The organism is Streptomyces sp. NPDC048506, from assembly GCF_040651315.1.
Classification (GTDB): domain Bacteria; phylum Actinomycetota; class Actinomycetes; order Streptomycetales; family Streptomycetaceae; genus Streptomyces.
In genome coordinates, this window is record NZ_JBEZIX010000002.1 from 166375 (window position 1) to 184309 (window position 17935).

General features: G+C 69.3%; 18 protein-coding genes and 1 riboswitch. Of the genes, 10 read left to right on the forward strand and 8 right to left on the reverse strand.

The window, feature by feature from the left end; translation table 11 throughout:
- The first annotated feature begins 90 nt into the window (after window positions 1-90).
- Both AB0C96_RS02165 and AB0C96_RS02170 read left to right on the forward strand, forming a co-directional pair.
- Window positions 91-1311 (forward strand): MFS transporter, encoded by a 1221-nt coding sequence (locus tag AB0C96_RS02165; protein ID WP_362912723.1) that lies wholly within the window; start codon window positions 91-93, stop codon window positions 1309-1311.
- Window positions 1312-1452: 141 nt separating this feature from the next.
- Entirely contained in the window at window positions 1453-1920 is a 468-nt protein-coding gene (locus AB0C96_RS02170) for a heme-binding protein (protein WP_362912725.1), read from the forward strand.
- Between the two features lie 72 nt (window positions 1921-1992).
- Here AB0C96_RS02170 and AB0C96_RS02175 read toward each other — a convergent pair whose 3' ends face one another.
- Entirely contained in the window at window positions 1993-2613 is a 621-nt protein-coding gene (locus tag AB0C96_RS02175) for a DUF2269 domain-containing protein (RefSeq protein WP_362912727.1), read from the reverse strand.
- A gap of 298 nt (window positions 2614-2911) precedes the next feature.
- On the opposite strand from AB0C96_RS02175, the gene AB0C96_RS02180 reads away from it, so the two are divergent.
- From AB0C96_RS02180 to AB0C96_RS02190, 3 genes are all read left to right on the forward strand, one after another.
- Window positions 2912-3547, forward strand: coding sequence for an HAD-IB family phosphatase (locus tag AB0C96_RS02180; RefSeq protein WP_362912729.1), 636 nt, complete (start codon window positions 2912-2914; stop codon window positions 3545-3547).
- Between the two features lie 451 nt (window positions 3548-3998).
- Window positions 3999-5960 carry a globin domain-containing protein gene (locus tag AB0C96_RS02185; RefSeq protein WP_362912731.1) on the forward strand — a complete coding sequence of 654 codons (1962 nt, stop codon included), beginning with the start codon at window positions 3999-4001 and terminating at the stop codon, window positions 5958-5960.
- A 49-nt stretch (window positions 5961-6009) separates the two neighbouring features.
- The gene (locus AB0C96_RS02190) at window positions 6010-6921 is read left to right on the forward strand and encodes a pyridoxamine 5'-phosphate oxidase family protein (RefSeq protein WP_362912733.1); all 912 of its coding nucleotides are present in this window, start codon (window positions 6010-6012) and stop codon (window positions 6919-6921) included.
- A 168-nt stretch (window positions 6922-7089) separates the two neighbouring features.
- On the opposite strand, the gene AB0C96_RS02195 is transcribed toward AB0C96_RS02190, so the two are convergent.
- The 5 genes from AB0C96_RS02195 to AB0C96_RS02215 all read right to left on the reverse strand — a co-directional run bounded on the left by AB0C96_RS02195 (window position 7090) and on the right by AB0C96_RS02215 (window position 10828).
- Window positions 7090-7569 carry an NUDIX hydrolase gene (locus tag AB0C96_RS02195; protein ID WP_362912734.1) on the reverse strand — a complete coding sequence of 160 codons (480 nt, stop codon included), beginning with the start codon at window positions 7567-7569 and terminating at the stop codon, window positions 7090-7092.
- A 48-nt stretch (window positions 7570-7617) separates the two neighbouring features.
- Window positions 7618-8514 (reverse strand): LysR family transcriptional regulator, encoded by an 897-nt coding sequence (locus AB0C96_RS02200; RefSeq protein WP_362912736.1) that lies wholly within the window; start codon window positions 8512-8514, stop codon window positions 7618-7620.
- A 227-nt stretch (window positions 8515-8741) separates the two neighbouring features.
- On the reverse strand, window positions 8742-9869 hold the full coding sequence (locus AB0C96_RS02205) for a cystathionine gamma-lyase (RefSeq protein WP_362912738.1): 1128 nt from the start codon (window positions 9867-9869) through the stop codon (window positions 8742-8744).
- The gene (locus tag AB0C96_RS02210) at window positions 9866-10447 is read right to left on the reverse strand and encodes a low molecular weight protein-tyrosine-phosphatase (protein WP_362912740.1); all 582 of its coding nucleotides are present in this window, start codon (window positions 10445-10447) and stop codon (window positions 9866-9868) included. The genes AB0C96_RS02205 and AB0C96_RS02210 overlap by 4 nt, the downstream gene beginning before the upstream one ends.
- Before the next feature lie 3 nt (window positions 10448-10450).
- The gene (locus tag AB0C96_RS02215) at window positions 10451-10828 is read right to left on the reverse strand and encodes a phage holin family protein (protein ID WP_362912742.1); all 378 of its coding nucleotides are present in this window, start codon (window positions 10826-10828) and stop codon (window positions 10451-10453) included.
- 48 nt (window positions 10829-10876) lie between these two features.
- Between AB0C96_RS02215 and AB0C96_RS02220 the strand changes: the two genes are divergently transcribed.
- The 4 genes from AB0C96_RS02220 to AB0C96_RS02235 all read left to right on the forward strand — a co-directional run bounded on the left by AB0C96_RS02220 (window position 10877) and on the right by AB0C96_RS02235 (window position 13222).
- Window positions 10877-11194 carry a cupin domain-containing protein gene (locus AB0C96_RS02220; protein WP_362912744.1) on the forward strand — a complete coding sequence of 106 codons (318 nt, stop codon included), beginning with the start codon at window positions 10877-10879 and terminating at the stop codon, window positions 11192-11194.
- 230 nt (window positions 11195-11424) lie between these two features.
- Complete coding sequence (locus tag AB0C96_RS02225; protein WP_362912746.1) at window positions 11425-11649, forward strand: DUF5326 family protein; 225 nt, start codon at window positions 11425-11427, stop codon at window positions 11647-11649.
- A 276-nt stretch (window positions 11650-11925) separates the two neighbouring features.
- Window positions 11926-12696, forward strand: a complete 771-nt coding sequence (locus AB0C96_RS02230) for a helix-turn-helix domain-containing protein (RefSeq protein WP_362912748.1) — start codon at window positions 11926-11928, stop codon at window positions 12694-12696.
- A 103-nt stretch (window positions 12697-12799) separates the two neighbouring features.
- The gene (locus tag AB0C96_RS02235; protein ID WP_362912750.1) at window positions 12800-13222 is read left to right on the forward strand and encodes an SsgA family sporulation/cell division regulator; all 423 of its coding nucleotides are present in this window, start codon (window positions 12800-12802) and stop codon (window positions 13220-13222) included.
- 101 nt (window positions 13223-13323) lie between these two features.
- Here AB0C96_RS02235 and AB0C96_RS02240 read toward each other — a convergent pair whose 3' ends face one another.
- Window positions 13324-14712: a YibE/F family protein gene (locus tag AB0C96_RS02240; protein WP_362912752.1), complete on the reverse strand. Its 1389-nt coding sequence runs from the start codon at window positions 14710-14712 to the stop codon at window positions 13324-13326.
- 71 nt (window positions 14713-14783) lie between these two features.
- Window positions 14784-14940, forward strand: a riboswitch (TPP riboswitch).
- Between AB0C96_RS02240 and thiC the strand changes: the two genes are divergently transcribed.
- Window positions 14936-16729, forward strand: a complete 1794-nt coding sequence (gene thiC / locus AB0C96_RS02245; RefSeq protein ID WP_362912754.1) for a phosphomethylpyrimidine synthase ThiC — start codon at window positions 14936-14938, stop codon at window positions 16727-16729. (Overlaps the previous riboswitch by 5 nt.)
- Window positions 16730-16842: 113 nt before the next feature.
- On the opposite strand, the gene AB0C96_RS02250 is transcribed toward thiC, so the two are convergent.
- Complete coding sequence (locus AB0C96_RS02250; protein ID WP_362912756.1) at window positions 16843-17724, reverse strand: hypothetical protein; 882 nt, start codon at window positions 17722-17724, stop codon at window positions 16843-16845.
- Between the last annotated feature and the right edge of the window lie 211 nt (window positions 17725-17935).

Here is a 17935-nt window from a genome sequence, read left to right on the forward strand (position 1 = left end):
ATCGAAATATCCCGCGCTTGCATTTAGTCGGCGTCTGCAATTATTGTGGACGCTCGTAAGCGACGGACGCAATTATCGAAGGGATCCGTCATGCCTCTCGCACTCCTGGCGCTTGCCATCGGTGCCTTCGGGATCGGAACGACCGAGTTCGCGGTCATGGGCCTGCTGCCCGACATGGCAGCCGGCTTCGGCATCTCCATCCCGCTCGCGGGGTACGCGACGACCATCTACGCCCTCGGCGTGGTCGTCGGCGCCCCGCTGATGACGGCCCTCGGTACGCGTTTCACGCGCAAGCAGATGCTGATGCTGCTGATGGGCCTGTTCATCGTGGGCAACCTGCTCACAGGCGTGGCGCCCAACTTCTGGATCATGCTGGCCGGCCGCGTGGTCGCCGCCTTCACGCACGGTGCGTTCTTCGGCATCGGAGCCCTCGTGGCTGCCGATCTGGTCGCGCCACAGAAGCGGGCCACCGCCATCTCGCTGATGTTCAGCGGTCTGACCATCGCCAATGTCGTGGGCGTACCGGCCGGCACGATGCTCAGCCAGCAGTTCGGCTGGCGCACCACGTTCTACGCCATCACCGCGCTCGGTCTGATCGGCCTGCTCGGCATCGTCAAACTGGTCCCGGCGCAGCGGGCGAGGGCGGCGGCCCCGATGGGCAGCGAGCTCGCGGTCTTCCGCAACCCGCAGGTCGGCCTGGCGATGCTGATGACGATCCTCGGCTTCGGCGGTGTCTTCGCCGCCGTCACCTACCTCGCCTCGATGATGACCGAGGTCACCGGCTTCGCGTCGTCCTCCGTCATCTGGCTGACGGCCGTCTTCGGACTCGGCATGGTCATCGGGAACCTGGTCTCCGGCCGTTTCACCGACCGCGCCATGATGCCGATGCTCTATGTGTCGCTGACCGGTCTGGCACTCTCGCTGGCCGCCTTCACCTTCACCGCCCACGACAAGCTCGGCGCGACCATCACCATCGCGCTGATCGGCACCTTCGGATTTGCGACCGTGCCGCCGCTACAGAAGCGGGTGATGGACCAGGCAGCGTCGGCGCCCACCCTCGCCTCGGCCGGGAACATCGCGGCCTTCAACTTCGGCAATGCGCTGGCCGCTTGGCTCGGCGGGATCGTCATCGCCTCCGGCCTCGGCTACACGGCGCCCAACTGGGTCGGTGCGCTGATGACGGTAGCGGCGCTCGCCGTGGCGATATTCGCCTCCGCCCTGGAGCGGCGTCAGAAGGAGCGCGGCTCTGTGGTGGCCGCGGGTGGACCCGTCACCGCCGTCGACGAGCCCGTACCGGCAGTCCAGAACTGACGGATCAGGACTGAAGGACTGACGGACCAGGGCTCAAGGCTGATGGACCAGAGGTCCATGACCTGCACGACACCTGAGTTCCCCTGAGTTCCCTCGCGCCGCTGGCGCGAACAGCACCACAACCCCTGAAGGACACCCCTCATGACCACCACCACCTCCACCCCGACGCCCGCTGCGACCTCCACCGTCACCCCGACTGTCCGCCCCCTCACCACCCGCGACGCCGACGGCCTCATCCAGGGCACCGTGCGGGCCGCCGAAGCCCTCGGTGTGCGCGGCAGCGTCACCGTTCTGGATGCGGGCGGGCAGCTGATCGGCTTCCGGCGGGACGACGAGGCCGTGCTGATCTCGGGGGAGACCAGCACCCGCAAGGCGTACACCGCACTCCAGTTGGACGCGCCGACCGCCGACCTCGTCGACCTCGTACGGCCTGACGGGCTCTTCCACACGCTGCCCACGGCGCTGGACCGGCCGCTGCTGTTCCTCGCGGGCGGTGTGCCGCTCCACCGGGACGGTCGACTGATCGGTGCGGTCGGCTTCGGCGGCGGTGCTCCCGAACAGGACCACCAGATCGTCGCCGCGGCGATAGCGGAGGCGGGGCTCGCCTGACGAAGGCCCGCTGCCGGTTGCGTTCCGTACGCGCTGGCCGAGGTGCTCCCCCGCCCTCTTGGCGAGGTCTTCCTAGCGGACGCCCGCGCCAGGGTCCCGGACGCCCGCGCCAGGGTCCCGGGCGCCCGCGCCGTCGTTCCGGGCGCCCGCGCCGTCCTGGCCGCTCTTTTGCGTCCGGTGTGCGCGGGCCTCGGCCGATTGTGCCTCGCGCAGTCGGCGGCCGCGCCTGGTCAGCCCCCAGGGCTTGAGGACGGAGATCGCGGTGAGGAAGAGGTACGTGGCCGTGGCGACGGAGGGTGCGACGAGGAGATTGATGTCGGGGGCCGGAGCGCCGGTCGCCGCCTCGGCCGCCAGGTCGTCGATGCCCGGACGAAGCGCAAGGACCGACAGGAGCACGGTGACGACCGTCAGCCAGAACTTGGTGTAGACCCAGCGGTGCCTGGCCAGGCCCCATGGGGTCCCGAGCGACAGCACCAGCCCGCTGACCAACGTGACCAGGGCGAGCGGGAGGACCAGCCAGTCGCTGAAGATCTTCATTGCGCGATAGGCGACCGCTGCCATGCCGGGGGAGCCGGTCGTATAGCCGGTGATGCTGAGTGTCAGCAGCCCGAGGGTCAGGCCGAGCCAGCTGACGGAGACGGCGACATGGACGACGAGGAGGGCCCGGCGGACGGGACGGTTGAGCTGCTGCATGGATCCACGGTCGCGGCCGGCGCCGCACCGTACATCTGCCGGCGGGAGTATCCGCGGATACGCGCCCTTGAGTACGGCCCGAACGCCGCGTCTTCCCAGCCATGAGCGCCCCTCTCCCCCTCCCCTCCCTCTCCCCCTCTCCCTCTTCGCCTCCACTCCCGTGTCCCTCTTCGCCCCCCTACCGCCGAGTCCCCTATCGCTGAGTCCCTCTGCCGAGTCCCCTCCCCACCGTGGTCATTTCGGCCTTGATCCGGCGGACGCCCACGGGACGTTGCGAGCACCCCATAGGCTCCGCTTCATGGGCACGCTGCATCTGTTCGACATGGACGGGACCCTGCTCCACGGGTCCGCTGCCGCAGTGGAGATCTCCCGACAGCTCGGGTTGGAGCGGGAGATCGCCGAGCTGGAGCGCGGGTTCGTGGCGGAGGAGCTGACGCCGCTGCAATACGCACAGCGGGCGTGCGACCTGTGGGCCGCCGAGCTGACTGAGTGCCATGTGGCGGCGGCCTTCGACGGTGCGCCCTGGCTGGCAGGAATTCGTGAGGTATGGGCGGATATCCGGGCGCGTGGTGAACGGTGCGCCGTGATATCCCTGTCGCCCTGTTTCTTCGTCGAGCGGCTGCTGGACTGGGGAGCCGACGCCGCGCACGGTTCGCGCTGGCCCGCGGTGCCGATCCGGCGGCCGGTCGAGGCGGCCGGCATCCTCACGTCGGCCGCCAAGCTGCGGGTCGCGGATGAACTCTGTGTGCAGTACGGACTTACCCGGGCCGACTGTGTGGCGTACGGCGACTCCCGGTCGGACACCGAGCTGTTCGCAGCGGTCCCCCGGTCCGTGGCCGTGAATGCTGATCACCACGTCAGTGACCTGGCCTCATATGCGTACTTGGGACGTGATCTGCGCGAGGCATATGAACTGGTCCGTACCGGCCGGTAATTCCGAGCATTCTGCGAGGGAATCACCCGCTGTATCCAGTGAAATTGCCCTCTGTGGGCAGGATCACCGAAATCGGAAGGGTCGCGCGGAGTGTTCCAAGATCAGGTCTTGTGGTTTCAACTACTGCCGGTATGGTCGAGTCCGGCTTGGCGGATGTGAGAGGTTGCGCGGGTCGCGAAGTAGCGGGCAAAGCTCGTCAGCCTAGCGGCGAAGCGGTCCGTGACACCCGGACTTCCGACTGTTTGTCCGTTGTGATGGGCTGGGGTGGCATGCTGCTGACGCGGCATCTGCTCCGCATTGTTGCGGCGGAGTGAGATTTGTCCGCTTTGGGGTATGTTGCCGGGATCGCTTGAGTTGATTAAGAATTCCGGGGCAGGGCGGGGGAATTCCGGGCAGTTCCGATCCACGGAAGTGCGAAGACAACCGTAAGACGTTCGAGGCGAGGCAGACCATGGACGCTCCGACCACCACGTCGGCCGACGGCGGCTCTTCTGGCGGCAGCAGCGGCGATTGGGGTTGGTTCACTCCGCCGGCAAAGAAGTCCTCCGAGGAACAGCAGGAGCGACATGACGTTCAGGGCCGCCAGGATCCGGACGGTCGGACCGAGTCGAGCGACCGGAGTGCGCGCAACGAGCACAGCGAGCGAAGAGGCACCGGCGAGCCGAATGACCAGTACGGACGACGCGAAGCGTATGAACAGGGTGAACGGGGCGAACGGGTCGAATGGCCAGGCCGGGAGCGGATACCCAGCCGGCCGGTCAACCCGATTCGGCCAGTAGGCACCGCGGCTGAGCGTGAGCGCGAGGCGGAGCCGCAGGTTCCGCAGCCCCACCGCGAGACGGACCGCCGGCCCACGGCATCGGCCGAGCAGCCCGCAGCGCCCTCCGGCTATGCCGATCCCTTCTCTCCCTACGTACCGCCGAGCCGTGAGCCCGAGCCCGTACACGAATCGGCACACCCCCTCGGCGCCCCCACCGGCGCATCGCCGACGGCCCCGAACGTGGCTCCGGCCCCGAACATGGGCCCGGCCCCGGCTCCGAACGCGTTCCAGCCCCAGCATCAAGCCCAAGCTCAGCCCCAGCCCCGAGCCCAAGCTCAACCCCAAACCCAAGCTCAGCCCCAAGCTCAGACCCCGCCCCAGGCCCCGACCGCGGCTGCCCCCGCGCCCGCCCCGGCCTCCTCCGTCTTCGCCCCCAAGCCGCCCCCGGCCGCTCCCGCGCCGGAGCCCTCGCTCGAAGCCGTGAAGGCTTCGGCCGCCTCCGCGGCCCCCGCCTCGCCCGACGCGATCCTCATCCGTCGCACGATGGCGGACATCGAGCCGGTGGCCGACAAGGTCACCTCGTACTTCTACGCGCTGCTGTTCGTCCAGCACCCCGATCTGCGGGCGCTCTTCCCCGCCTCGATGGACACCCAGCGTGACCGGCTGTTCAAGGCGCTGCTCACCGCCGCCCAGCACGTCGACGACGCCGACATCCTCACCGCGTACCTCGCGAACCTCGGTCGTGGCCACCGCAAGTACGGCACCCTGCCCGACCATTACCCGGCCGTCGGCGAATGCCTGCTCAACGCGCTCGCACGCTATGCGACGTCGAGTTGGGAGCCGGAGACCGAGGCCGCATGGGTGCGCGCCTACACCGCGATCTCCCAGATCATGATCGACGCGGCGGCCGAGAACGAGGCCGTGGCGCCGGCCTGGTGGCAGGCCGAGGTCGTCTCGCACGAGCTACGGACGCCCGACATCGCCGTGGTCACGGTCCGCCCCGACCAGCCCTACCCGTTCCTCGCCGGGCAGTACACCAGCATCGAGACGCCCTGGTGGCCGCGGGTCTGGCGGCACTACTCCTTCGCCGCCGCGCCGCGTTCGGACGGTCTGCTGTCGTTCCACGTCAAGGCGGTCCCGGCCGGCTGGGTCTCCAACGCCATGGTCCACCGCGCCCGTCCCGGTGACGTCATCAGGCTCGGTGCGCCGGCCGGCTCGATGACCGTCGACCACTCCACCCGCAACGGCCTGCTGTGCGTCGGCGGCGGTACCGGCATCGCGCCCATCAAGGCCCTCGTCGAGGACGTCGCGGAACACGGCGTCCGGCGCCCGGTCGACGTCTTCTACGGCGCCCGCAGCGGCCATGACCTCTACGACCTCGACACCATGCTGCGCCTGGAGCAGTCCCACCCCTGGCTCTCCGTGCGCCCGGTCGTCGCCACCGGACCCACGGCCCGCGGCACGACCACCCTCGAAACCGGGCAACTTCCGGACGCAGTACGGCAACACGGACCGTTCCGCGAGTACGACGCCTATCTTTCCGGGCCGCCCGGGTTGATCCGCAGCGGTGTGGACGCTTTGGTAGGGGTCGGCATCCCGACCGACCGCATACGGCATGACTCCATCGAAGAGCTGGTCGCGGCAGGAGATTGAGGTCTTGGCAGCACAGGGCGAACACGGGCCGACAGGGGAGGGGCAGGACATGCCTCGGCAGGAGCGTCCTGGAAGCGACGGCGAGCACTTGGTGCAGCAGCGCCTCGGCACCACGCAGCGTGCCGACCGGTTCTACGCGGATCAGGTGCTGGACCACCTCAACGCCCGCATGCAGGAGTTCGTGGCCCGTCAGGAGATGTTCTTCCTGGCCACCGCCGACCGGCACGGTGAGTGCGACTCGACGTTCCGGGCCGGCCCGCCCGGGTTCCTCCAGGTGCTCGGGGAACGGACCCTGGCGTACCCGGAGTACCGCGGCAACGGTGTCATGGCGTCCGTCGGCAACATCTCGGAGAACCCGCGCCTGGGCCTCCTGATGATCGACTTCACTCGCGACCGGATCGGTCTGCACGTCAACGGACGGGCGCGGGTCGTGATGGACGAGGAGATGCGGGCCGAACACCCCTACCTGCCGGTCGACCCGATACCGGGCCGGAGGGCCCAGCTGTGGGTCACGGTCGAGGTCGAGGAGGCGTACATCCACTGCGCCAAGCACATTCCGCATCTACAGAAGGTCCCCGCGCAGCAGCGCGGCGCCCGGGCCTGGGGCACGGACGACTTTAAGCGCAAGGGCGGCGACTACTTCGGTGCCGCGGCCGAGGCGGGTGAGCGGCAGCCCTTCCGGCGCACCGAGCGCAAGGACGAGCTCCTGCGGGGCGGGCCGCACGAGCACTCGGAGGACCTGCCGCACCGGACGCCGGCACCGGCCGCCGCCTCCCGGGACCCGCGGTCCGGAGCGGCGTACCGCGCCCGGCCGCGCGACCGGGGTCGGGGGGACGTGGTCGAGGGGCTGAATGCGGAGTTCCTCGACCGGGTGGAGCGGGTGTTGGCGCGCGCCCAGCCGCGCCGGCCCGCAGAGGACGAGCCGGAATTCCGCGGGTGGTTCGACCGGCGCGACGACTGACGCGGACCGTCGTGCGCCGCCGCGATCCGTCTCGCGCTTGCGAGCGCCGTTTCGCGCTGACACGGCGCCCGTCCCGCGCTGACACGGCGCCCGTCCCGCGCTGACACGGCGCCCGTCCCGCGCTGTCGCGCTGCGGTCCGTCCGGCCGCTCGGCCCAGACCGGGGGCCTCAGCCCAGATCGGGGGCGTGCATCGCCCGTACGCCCTCGATGTTGCCGTCCAGGTAGTGCCGCAGGGACAGCGGTACGACCTCGACGGAGGCGATGCCGACGCGGGTAAAGGGCACCCGCACGATCTCGTAGTCCCCGCAGGGCTCGTCGACCTCGGGTCCGTGGCGGCGTGCGGGGTCCATCGAGTCGAGTCGGCAGACGAAGAAGTGCTGCACCTTCACGCCGTCCACCCCGCCGTCGCTGAAGTGCTCGACGGTGTCGACGAAGACCGGTACCACGTCCTTGATCTTCGCGCCCAGCTCTTCGTCCAGCTCACGGTGGAGGGCGTCGATGACGGTGGCGTCCTCGGGCTCGACCCCGCCGCCGGGAGTGATCCAGTACGGGGCTCGGCCCGGTTTGGTGCGCTTGATCAGAACGAGATCCGCGCCGTCGAGCAGGATCGCGCGGGCGGTGCGTTTGACGACTGGCCGTACGGTCATAGTCGACAGATGCCGCACCCAGGCCCTGGTGAAACCCCTGCCCCGTCGTCACCAGTCGACGGCGGAGCGCAGCAGCCACTCGTGCGCCCGGGCGATATGCGGCAGACCGAGCGTGCCGGTCCGTACGGCGAGGAAGTACGTGCGCAGCGGGGGTACCGGCGGGTCGAGCAGGGCGACGACCTCACCGCAGGCCAGCGCGTCGGCGCACAGATAGCGGGGCAGTACGGCGAGCCCCGCACCGGCCGCGACGCAGGTCAGCACCGCCCGCAGGTCGGCCGCGATGATGGCGGCGGAGGCCGCGGGCTTGGCGTCGAAGACCGTGGACCAGTAGCGGGCGATCAGCGGCAGGCTCTCGTGCACCTCGACGAGCGGTACCGGGTCCAGTACGCGGACGCCTCCGGCCTGCACCATCGCCGGGCCGCCCAACTGGGCCGCCCAGCGCGGCGTGGCGATCAGCACGTGTTCCTCGTCGCACAGCGGGGTGGCGGTGAGCAGCCCGCCGCGTGGCCGGGTGGTGGTGACGGTCAGGTCGTGGTGACCGGCGGCCAGGCCGGTCAGGAGGTCGTCCGCGGAGCCGAACGCGGTGCGGAGGGACAGGCCCTGGGCGATCAGCGGGGTCAGCGCGGGGAGTGCGCGCTCGGACAGGAACTCGGGGGGCCCGGCGAGGTGGACGGTGCGGGTGACCGAATCGCGGTCCAGGCCGGCCTCGGTGATCTCGGTGAGCGCGTCCAGGTGGGGCGCCACTTTGTGGGCGAGTTCATCGCCGATCGTGGTGGGGGTGACGCCACGGGCGTAGCGGAGGAAGAGCGGGCGGCCCAACTGCCGTTCCAGCGCCCGGATCTGGCTGGTCACCGCGGGTTGGGAGAGACCGAGTAACGCCGCGGCGCGGGTGAAGGAGCCGGCCCGGTGCACTGTGACGAAGGTGCGCAGCAGAGCCAGATCCATTGCGTACCTCCTGCGCCGCTGGGAAGCCTGGTCGCGGGCCAACTATAAATTTGTCGATAGGGCTGTGTTGCTAGCGTGATTGGACACTGACGCTCAGTCAACTAGCCTTGTTCGAGCGGTTCGTTTCACGTGGAACACATGGTTTCACGTGAAACATGTGGACGAGTGCCACGCGGAACCGCGGCCGGCAGGGTGACGAGGGGGGATACCCTGCCGGCCAGCCGCGCTCAGGAAGTTGCGGCCACGTCCAGTGCGCGGATCACATCCGCGATCAGGTCCTCCGGCTCCTCGACGCCGACCGAGAAGCGGACGAAGCCCTCGGGCACGGCGTCACCGCCCCAGCGGGCGCGCCGCTCGGCGCTGGACCGGACGCCCCCGAAGCTCGTGGCGTCGTCGACGAGGGTGAGAGCGGAGAGGAATCGCTCCGCGAACGCCTTGTCCGGCAGCGTGAAGGACACCACGGAGCCGAAGCGGCCGGGGCGCATCTGCCGGGCGGCGAGTTGGTGGGACGGGTCGGACGGCAGTCCGGGGTGGCGCAGATCCGAGACCTCGGGGCGGTCTGCCAGCGCCGTCGCCAGCGCGAGCGCACCGGCCGACTGCTGGCGGACGCGGAGCGCGAGGGTCGCGAGCGAGCGGTGCGCCAGCCAGCTCTCCATCGGCCCGGGGATCGCGCCCACGGTCTTGCGCCACAGTCGTACGGAGTCGGCCAGCGCGGGATCGCGGGTGGTCGCGTATCCCAGCAGGACATCGCCGTGGCCGGTCAGTGCCTTGGTGCCGCTGGCGACCGAGAAGTCCGCGCCCAGGTCGAGAGGGCGTTGGCCGAGTGGGGTGGCGAGGGTGTTGTCGACGGCGACCAGCGCGCCGCGGCGGTGCGCCGCATCGGCCAGCCGCCGGATGTCGCAGACGTCGAGTCCGGGGTTGGAGGGCGTCTCGATCCACAGCAGCCGGGCGCCGTCCAGCAAGTCGAGCTGTGCATCGCCGGCGGTGGGCGCCGTACGCACCTCGATGCCGTAGCTCTCCAACCGGCTGCGGACGGCCGGCAGGAGCTGGTAGCCGTCGCTGGGCAGGACCACCGCGTCGCCGGAGCGCAGCTGGGAGAAGAGGACGGCGCTGATCGCCGCCATACCGGAGGCGAAGGCGATGGTGTGGGCGCTGTCGTCCGGTGACTCCAGTTCGCCGATGGCCCGTTCCAGAAGGGTCCAGGTGGGGTTGGCGTCCCGGCCGTAGGTGTAGGGGCCGACGGCGTCGCCGGGGAGGTGGAAGTGGGCCGCGAACACCGGCCCGGGGAGGGGCGGCTGGTAGGCGTCGGGCTCCGGAAGCCCGGCTCGTACGACGCGGGTGCCGTCGCCCGTCATGCGCCCTCCTTGCCCTGCGGGTGGTGCGCGGCCCGGGTGCCGTGCCGGTCGTGATCGTGCTCGGGGGCGCGGGCCGGGACCACGGTACGGGCCGTGATCGCGGCGCGGACCGCCGTCAGCAGACCGTCGCAGGCCTCCTCGATCTGCTCCAGGCACTCCTCGAAGTCCTCGAAACCGCCGTAGTACGGATCGGGTACGTCGAGGTCGTCCGCCACGGAGTCGGCCGCGTACGAGCGCAGCAGCCGGACCTTGGCGGCGTCCTGTGCGGTGCGGGCCAGCCGGCGCAGCTCGCGCAGATGACCGGAGTCGAGCGCGATGACCAGGTCGAGGCGGTCGAACCAGGAGGTGCGGAACTGCCGGGCGGTGTGGGCGGAGGGGTAGCCGCCCGCGCGCAGCACGGCGACCGTGCGCGGGTCGGCTCCGTCGCCCTCGTGCCAGCCACCGGTTCCTGCGCTGTCCACGTCGACCAGGCCGTCGAGTCCGTCCTCCGTCAGGCGGGCGCGGAAGACGGACTCCGCCATCGGCGACCGACAGATGTTGCCGGTGCAGACGAAGCAGATGCGGAACGGGTCGGTCAAGGCTCAGTCCTCGTCGGGAAGGATCACATGCATCGCCCACGAGACGATGGAGATGATCACGCCGCCGAGCAGCGCCGTCCAGAAGCCGTTCACATGGAAGGCGAGGTCGGCCCTGCCGGCGAGCCAGGAAGTCAGCAGCAGCATCAGCGCGTTCACGACCAGTGTGATCAGGCCGAGCGTGAGGATGAAGAGGGGGAACGACAGTAGCTTCACCACGGGCTTGACCAGGAAGTTGACCAACCCGAAGATCAGCGCGACGAGAACCAGCGTCAGTACCTTCCGGCCGGTGTTCTCACCGGTCAGCGTGATGTCCTTGAGCAGCCAGATGGCCACGGCAAGCGCCGCGGCGTTGGCGATCGTCTTGACCAGAAAATGCTTCATGGTGAGATCGTCGCAGACGAGTCTGAAACTTCTAGGGGTGCGAACGGCATGAAGGCTTTCCGACTGGATGAACTGGAAGCGGAGCGGGTGGCGAACGAGGGCGCGTACCTCCAGTTCATCAGGGAGCGCAACATGTCGGTCGGGCTGTACGCACTGGACGCCGGCAGCGTCGATCCGCAGCAGCCGCACCGCCAGGACGAGGTGTACTTCGTGGTCAGCGGCCGGGGGGCGATCACGGTGGGGACGGAGACGGAGGCGGTGGCCCGCGGCAGCGTGGTCTATGTGCCGGCCGGGGTGCCGCACAAGTTCCATCACATCAGCGAGGACCTCAGGGTCATGGTGGTCTTCTCTCCTCCTGAGAGCTAAGGGAAGGGCCTGGAACCCGTAGGGGACGGGTCAGGGAATCACCGGGGCTGTGAAGCCCCCACGGCCGTGTTCCGGGCCCTAGCATCGTTGGTGATGGGACAGCCGGAGGCGGCGGGGCGCCAGCGTCGTCCGTGGCCGGTGCCATCGGTGTGACAGAGAGCGCAATGGACAGATAGCGCGGTACAGACACCGACACAGACATCGCGACAGAAAGAAAGCAGGGCAGAGCAGTGGCTGGTAAGGGGATACTCGCAGGGCTTCCGTGGTGGGTCACCTGGGTCGTCGTGCCGATCGTCCTGATCGTGGTCTTCGGAGGAATGATCGCCACCGCGTTCGGCATCCTGATCGGCCTGCTGTTCAAGATCCTGATCGCAGCGGCCCTGATCGCCGGGGTCGTCTACCTCGTCCGCAGGATCAGCGGTTCGTCGTCGTCCTCGTCGAAGAGCGACTGGTAGGCCGAACGCCTGCCCCGACGGTTCCGTCCACTCTCGCGGCCGGGTGCACCTGGCGGGTTAACTCCTCCCGCTTTCGGCCTGCTGCCCGGATCGCCGGAGCTAGAGTGCGGACCGCAGACGTCTTCCGGATGGTGGCGTTTCCGGAAAATCCCGAGCATGCCCTGGGCGGGGTCGGGCGTCATCGCGGGGGCCTGGGAGACGCGCGGTCGCGGGAGTGGGTCCCGCGACCGGGGCCCCGTGCCCCACGGCGAGCGGACCTGGGGATTGGCGTTGGCAATGGCGAATGGCGAATCCGCCTCTCATCCCACCTTGATCGGGTCGGTGCAGCGGGCACTGCGACTGTTGGAGGCGGTGGCCGCGCACGCCGATGGCGCGCCGGCCAAGCAACTCGCCAGAGAAACCGGACTGCCGCTGCCGACGACCTACCACCTGCTGCGGACCCTGACGCACGAGGGCTATCTACAGCGCGAGAACGGTGTCTTCGTCTTCGGTGAGGCGGCCGAGGCCATCGGCCGGGCCGGGGACCGACGCCGGCAGCGGGCCCATGCCTCCGAAGCGCTGGCGGTGGCCGGTCGGAAGCTGGATGCCGCCGTCTACTTCGCCGTCTACCGCGAGGGCGAGGTGGAGATGGTGGCGGTCACCGACGACCCGGAGCGGCCGCCGGTGGAGGAATGGGCCGACTTTCGTACCACCGCGCATGCTCATGCGATCGGGCAGTGTCTGCTCGCGCAGCTTGACGAGGCATCAAGGAAGGAACACCTGTCGCGGTACCCCGTCCAGTCGATAACGCCCTTCTCCATGCGGACCGAGGGCGATCTGCTGCACCGCCTGGACACGGTGCGTCGCGGTCAGGTGGCCGTTGAACGCCAGGAATATGCCCTCGGCACGGTGTGTTCGGCCATTCCCATCCAGGTCGGGGCGGCCGCTGCGACGCTGGGAGTGTCACTTCCCTCCCATGAACTGCATCGATTGCGATCCGTTACGGAACGACTACGGAAAATGGCGGAGACGGCACTAACGACACTCGCCTTCTCTATCAGTATCTGAAAACTCACTCCTTGTGATCTGTCGGCCGGTGGCACACGATGGCGTCCACAGGGCTATGGGGGATGCACCCGGCCATCTCTGATCAAGTGCGGGGCAGTGGTTGATGACCGACACAGTTCAGGCAGAAGTGATCATGAGCTTCGTCGTCTCGGAGGAGCTCGCGTTCCGGATCCCGGTGGAGCTGAACTTCGCCAGCACCGATCCGTACGCCGTCCGGCTCACCTTCGATCTGCCCGGCGATGCGCCCGTTACCTGGGCGTTCGGCCGGGAGTTGCTGCTGGACGGGCTGAGCCGGCCGTCCGGTGAGGGCGATGTGCGGATCGAGCCGGTCTCCTCCGAGCACCTCAGTGATGTCTTCATCAGCCTTCAAGTGGGCGCCGAACGTGCCCTGTTCCGGGTGAGCGCGGCGCCGCTGGTCGCGTTCCTGGACCGTACGGACCGCCTGGTGCCGCTCGGTGAGGAAGAGGTCTGCGACATGCTGGAGGCCGTCCTGGACCAGATCCTCACGGAGGCGCCCGCGGGCTGACCCCGCCGCCCGCCAGGCCGTTGGGTGCGGCGCCGCAACGGGTACGCCGGTCCGTGCCGCGTACCCGTGTGCATCCCGCGCCGTGCGCGGGCCCGTATGCCTCAGCGCTTGCGGCGTCTGCCGTGCCCACCCCGCCGATGCGTCCGGCCGCCCGCCGCGTCCACCAGCGCGCCCGCGCCCGGCTCTGTCTCCGTACCCGTCCCCGTCTCCACGGACGTCCCGGGCGCGCCGTGACTCCTGCGGTCGGCTGAGACGACCAGAGCGGCCAGCAGCGTCGTCAGCGGGACGGAGGCGACCAGGCCGATGCTGCCCACCAAGGTGCGGACGATCTCCTCCGCGACCACCTCGCTCGTGGCGACCGTACCGACGCTGCTCTGTGCGATCGAGAACAGCAACAGCAAAGGCAGTGCGGCGCCCGCATAGGCCAGTACCAGGGTGTTGACCACGGACGCGATGTGATCCCGGCCGATCCGCATTGCCGCGCCGTACAGCGCACGCCAGCCGGCTGAGGGATCGGCCTCCTTCAGCTCCCAGATCGCGGCGGTCTGGGTCACCGTCACATCGTCGAGCACACCCAGCGACCCGATGATGATCCCCGCCAGCAGCAGACCGTGGATCTCGATGTTCGGATAGAGGCTGTGCACCAGGCCGGTGGTGTCGTCCGTATTGCCGGTCAGCAGCGCCCAGTTGATGAACACCGAGCCGAGCAGCCCGATCAGCAGCAGTGACACGAGGGTGCCGAGCACCGCCACCGAGGTACGAGCCGTCAGCCCATGGCACATGTAGAGCGCGATCAGCATGATCGCGCTGCCCCCGACGATCGCCACCACCAGTGGATCGGAGCCTTGCAGGATCGCCGGGAGGATGAACAGCGTCAGCACGACGAAGCTGGCCGCCAGCGCCACCAGCGCGAGGACGCCGCGCAACCGGCCGACGAGCACGACCGCCCCGGCGAAGATCGCCGCCAGTACCCACATCGGGAGGGACCGGTCGACATCGCTGACCGCGTATTGCAGGTCCTTCGGCGCCTTGGGGGAGTACGCCACCACCACGTCCTGCCCGGTCGTATAGCGCCGCAGGGCGTCTGGTGTCACCACGGTTTGGAAGGTGCGCCCGGCGTTCTCCCCCGTGGTGACCTTGATCGTCGCCTGCTGGCAGGGCTTGCCCTTGGCCGCTCCCCCGGCCGGTGGCTGTCCCGTCGGCGACGGTGGCTGGGACTGCTGCTCGGCGTGGACGTCGGCGCAGTTCACCTCGACCACCTTGATGACCCTGGCCTTCTCCGTGGGCTGGTCGAAGCCGACACCGGAGGGCTTGTGGGGCGGCGCGCCGCCCGGCCAGAGCACGACCAGACCGACCGCCACTGCCGCCGCGAACGGGATCAGCACGGCCGCGATCACCTTCCGCAGATGCCGGGAGACCGGCGCGGCCGGGCCGTGGCCGTGCGTATGCGAGTGCGGGGCGGCATGGTGGTGCGACGCGTGGGAGCTCACCGCCAGATCATCCCAAGAACTCATGGGGCCCCCTGTTCACCCCGCTGCATCGGCCGCTACCGTGGTGGCACCTTTGCAATCGCGGGAGCTCGGAGCACCGGGCTGAGAGGGCGCTGACCTCCGTCCCAGCGACGTTTCACGTGAAACGTCGACGGATGGAAGCCGCTGCGTCGACCGCCGAACCTGTTACCGGGTAATGCCGGCGTAGGGAGTTGGGGTCTCCATGACTCTGCAGGATGCACGCACGCCCAAAAACGACGACGATGCCAGCGGCGGCAACGAGCCGCAGATCGGCTGGCACAAGGGCTATGTCTCCGGATCGCGGCCGGATCTTCGGGTCCCGGTCCGGCGGGTGCACCTCACCAACGGCAAGGACGTGACGCTCTACGACACGTCCGGGCCGTACACCGACCCGAATATCGACACCGATGTCCGCCGTGGTCTGGCGCCGCTGCGGGAGAACTGGATCATCGCCCGCGGCGACACCGAGGAGTACGCGGGTCGCCCCATGCGGCCGGAGGACGACGGCCTCAAGCACACCTCCCCGCGCGGCGGGCTGAAGAACCTCGACGCGGTCTTCCCCGGTCGCCCCCGCCAGCCGCGCCGCGGCCGGGACGGCGCCGTCGTCACCCAGCTCGCCTACGCGCGGCGGGGTGAGATCACCGCGGAGATGGAGTACGTCGCGCTCCGCGAGAACGTCACGCCCGAGTTCGTGCGCGAGGAGATCGCCGCCGGACGCGCGGTGCTGCCGGCCAACGTCAACCACCCGGAGATCGAGCCGATGATCATCGGCAAGAACTTCCTGGTGAAGGTGAACGCCAACATCGGTAACTCGGCGGTCACTTCCTCCATCGAGGAGGAGGTGGAGAAGATGACCTGGGCGACCCGCTGGGGCGCCGACACGGTCATGGACCTCTCCACCGGCCGCAACATCCACACCACCCGTGAGTGGGTGCTGCGCAACTCCCCCGTCCCGATCGGCACCGTCCCGCTCTACCAGGCGCTGGAGAAGGTCGACGGCAAGGCCGAGGAGCTGACCTGGGAGATCTACAAGGACACCGTCATCGAGCAGGCCGAACAGGGCGTCGACTACATGACGGTGCACGCCGGTGTGCTCTTGCGGTACGTGCCGCTGACCGCCCGTCGCAAGACCGGCATCGTCTCCCGTGGTGGTTCGATCATGGCCGCCTGGTGCCTTGCGCACCACAAGGAGTCGTTCCTCTACACCCACTTCGAGGAGCTCTGCGAGATCCTCGCCTCCTACGACGTCACCTACTCGCTCGGTGACGGCCTGCGCCCCGGCTCCATCGCGGACGCCAACGACGAGGCACAGTTCGCGGAGCTGAAGACCCTCGGCGAGCTGAACACCATCGCCAAGCGGCACGGCGTACAGACCATGATCGAGGGCCCGGGCCACGTCCCGATGCACAAGATCAAGGAGAACATCGACCTCCAGCAGGAGATCTGCGAAGAGGCCCCGTTCTACACGCTCGGCCCGCTGACCACCGACATCGCACCCGCCTACGACCACATCACCTCCGGTATCGGCGCGGCGATGATCGCCTGGTGGGGCACCGCGATGCTCTGCTACGTGACGCCCAAGGAGCACCTGGGCCTCCCGGACCGCGACGACGTCAAGACCGGTGTCATCACCTACAAGATCGCGGCCCATGCGGCAGACCTGGCAAAGGGCCACCCGGGCGCCCAGGAATGGGACGACGCGCTCTCCGACGCCCGCTTCGAGTTCCGCTGGGAGGACCAGTTCAACCTGGCCCTCGACCCGGACACGGCCCGCGCCTTCCACGACGCGACGCTGCCCGCCGAGCCGGCGAAGACGGCCCACTTCTGCTCGATGTGCGGCCCGAAGTTCTGCTCGATGAAGATCAGCCGAAGCATCACCGAGCAGTTCGGCGGCGATGCGGACGCGACCCCCGAGGAGATCGAGGCGGGGATGCTGGAGAAGTCCAAGGAGTTCGCGGCGGCAGGGAACCGGGTGTACCTGCCGTTGGCGGACTGATCGGTCGACCGCGTGTGTGGTGGGGGCTGATGGTGTCTCCACCACACACTGGTGCCTCCACCACACACTGCCGCGTACAACGGTCCCCTGGGGTGCGCGTGTGCTGAATCCGGCTACTCCGCCGGGTGGTCCGGCCCGCCGTAGTCCGGGCTGGTGAAGTCCGGGCTGGAGTAACGGGGGCGGGTGCGTGCGGAGCCGGTGTCGGGGCTGGTGAATTCGGGGCGGGTGTAGCCGAGGGTGGGGATGCGGCTCTCGGGGGCCGTGGTGCGGCGCGGGACGTAGCGGACCGGGTCGTCGTCCGGGCTGGCGGCCGGGTCGGCCAGCGCCTCGCGGAGGAAGGGCAGCAGCCCGCGTTCCAGGAGGGCGTGCCGCCAGGCCTCGTGCGCGAGGTCCAGTGCCGCGCCCAGCTCCTCGGCTCTGGTGTTCTGCGCGGACGAGCCGTTGCGCAGCGCCGTGACCACCAGGCCGCCCATCGCGACGAGGGCGCCGGCGGCGGTGAGCGCGGCGAAGATCCAGCCCACGCTGATCAGCGGCTCGGCGAGGGACTTGTCGGGGCTGATCGCGCGCAGGGCGTAGCCGATGAGGAGGAAGAGCACGGCGGCGATGCCCGCGAGGACCGGGGCGAGGACGGTGACCATCGCGGCCAGTCCGGCACCGGTGTTTTTGGACTCGCCCGCGGTGGCCGATCCCGGTCCTTCGCCAGTGGTCTCGTCCTCTGTCGGTCCGTTCGCGCCGGTGCCGGACAGCGTGGACGCCGGCGCGCGCAGTTCGGCACGCAACTGCACGAAACGTTGGTATTCGGCCGTGGCGCAGGCGGCGATCGCGGTGGTCGCATTGAGCGCCATCGTGCGCAACTGCTCGGTATTGAGGTGCTTCTCCGCTCCGGCGCTGGGGTCGTCCGAGCGGTATGCGGCGGTACGCAGCGCTTCATCAAGGAGCCGCGCGAATTCCGCGCGGTCCTCGTTCAGCAGGTGCGGAGCGCTGTTCATGTGCATCCCCCGATGCTCCGTAGGGCCGTACGGCCGGCGTTGGCCGGGCGGTGGGCGGAAACGGAGGAGAGCCTGCTACGGATAGACCGATGGTAGAGCGACTCCGGCGCGGGGTGACAGAGAGTTTACGGAAATTGAGTAATGCCACGACCGGATTCCGCCCGTGCCGCCTCCTGTTTCCGACCCGACCGACCACCCGCCGGTCCGCGGTACATCT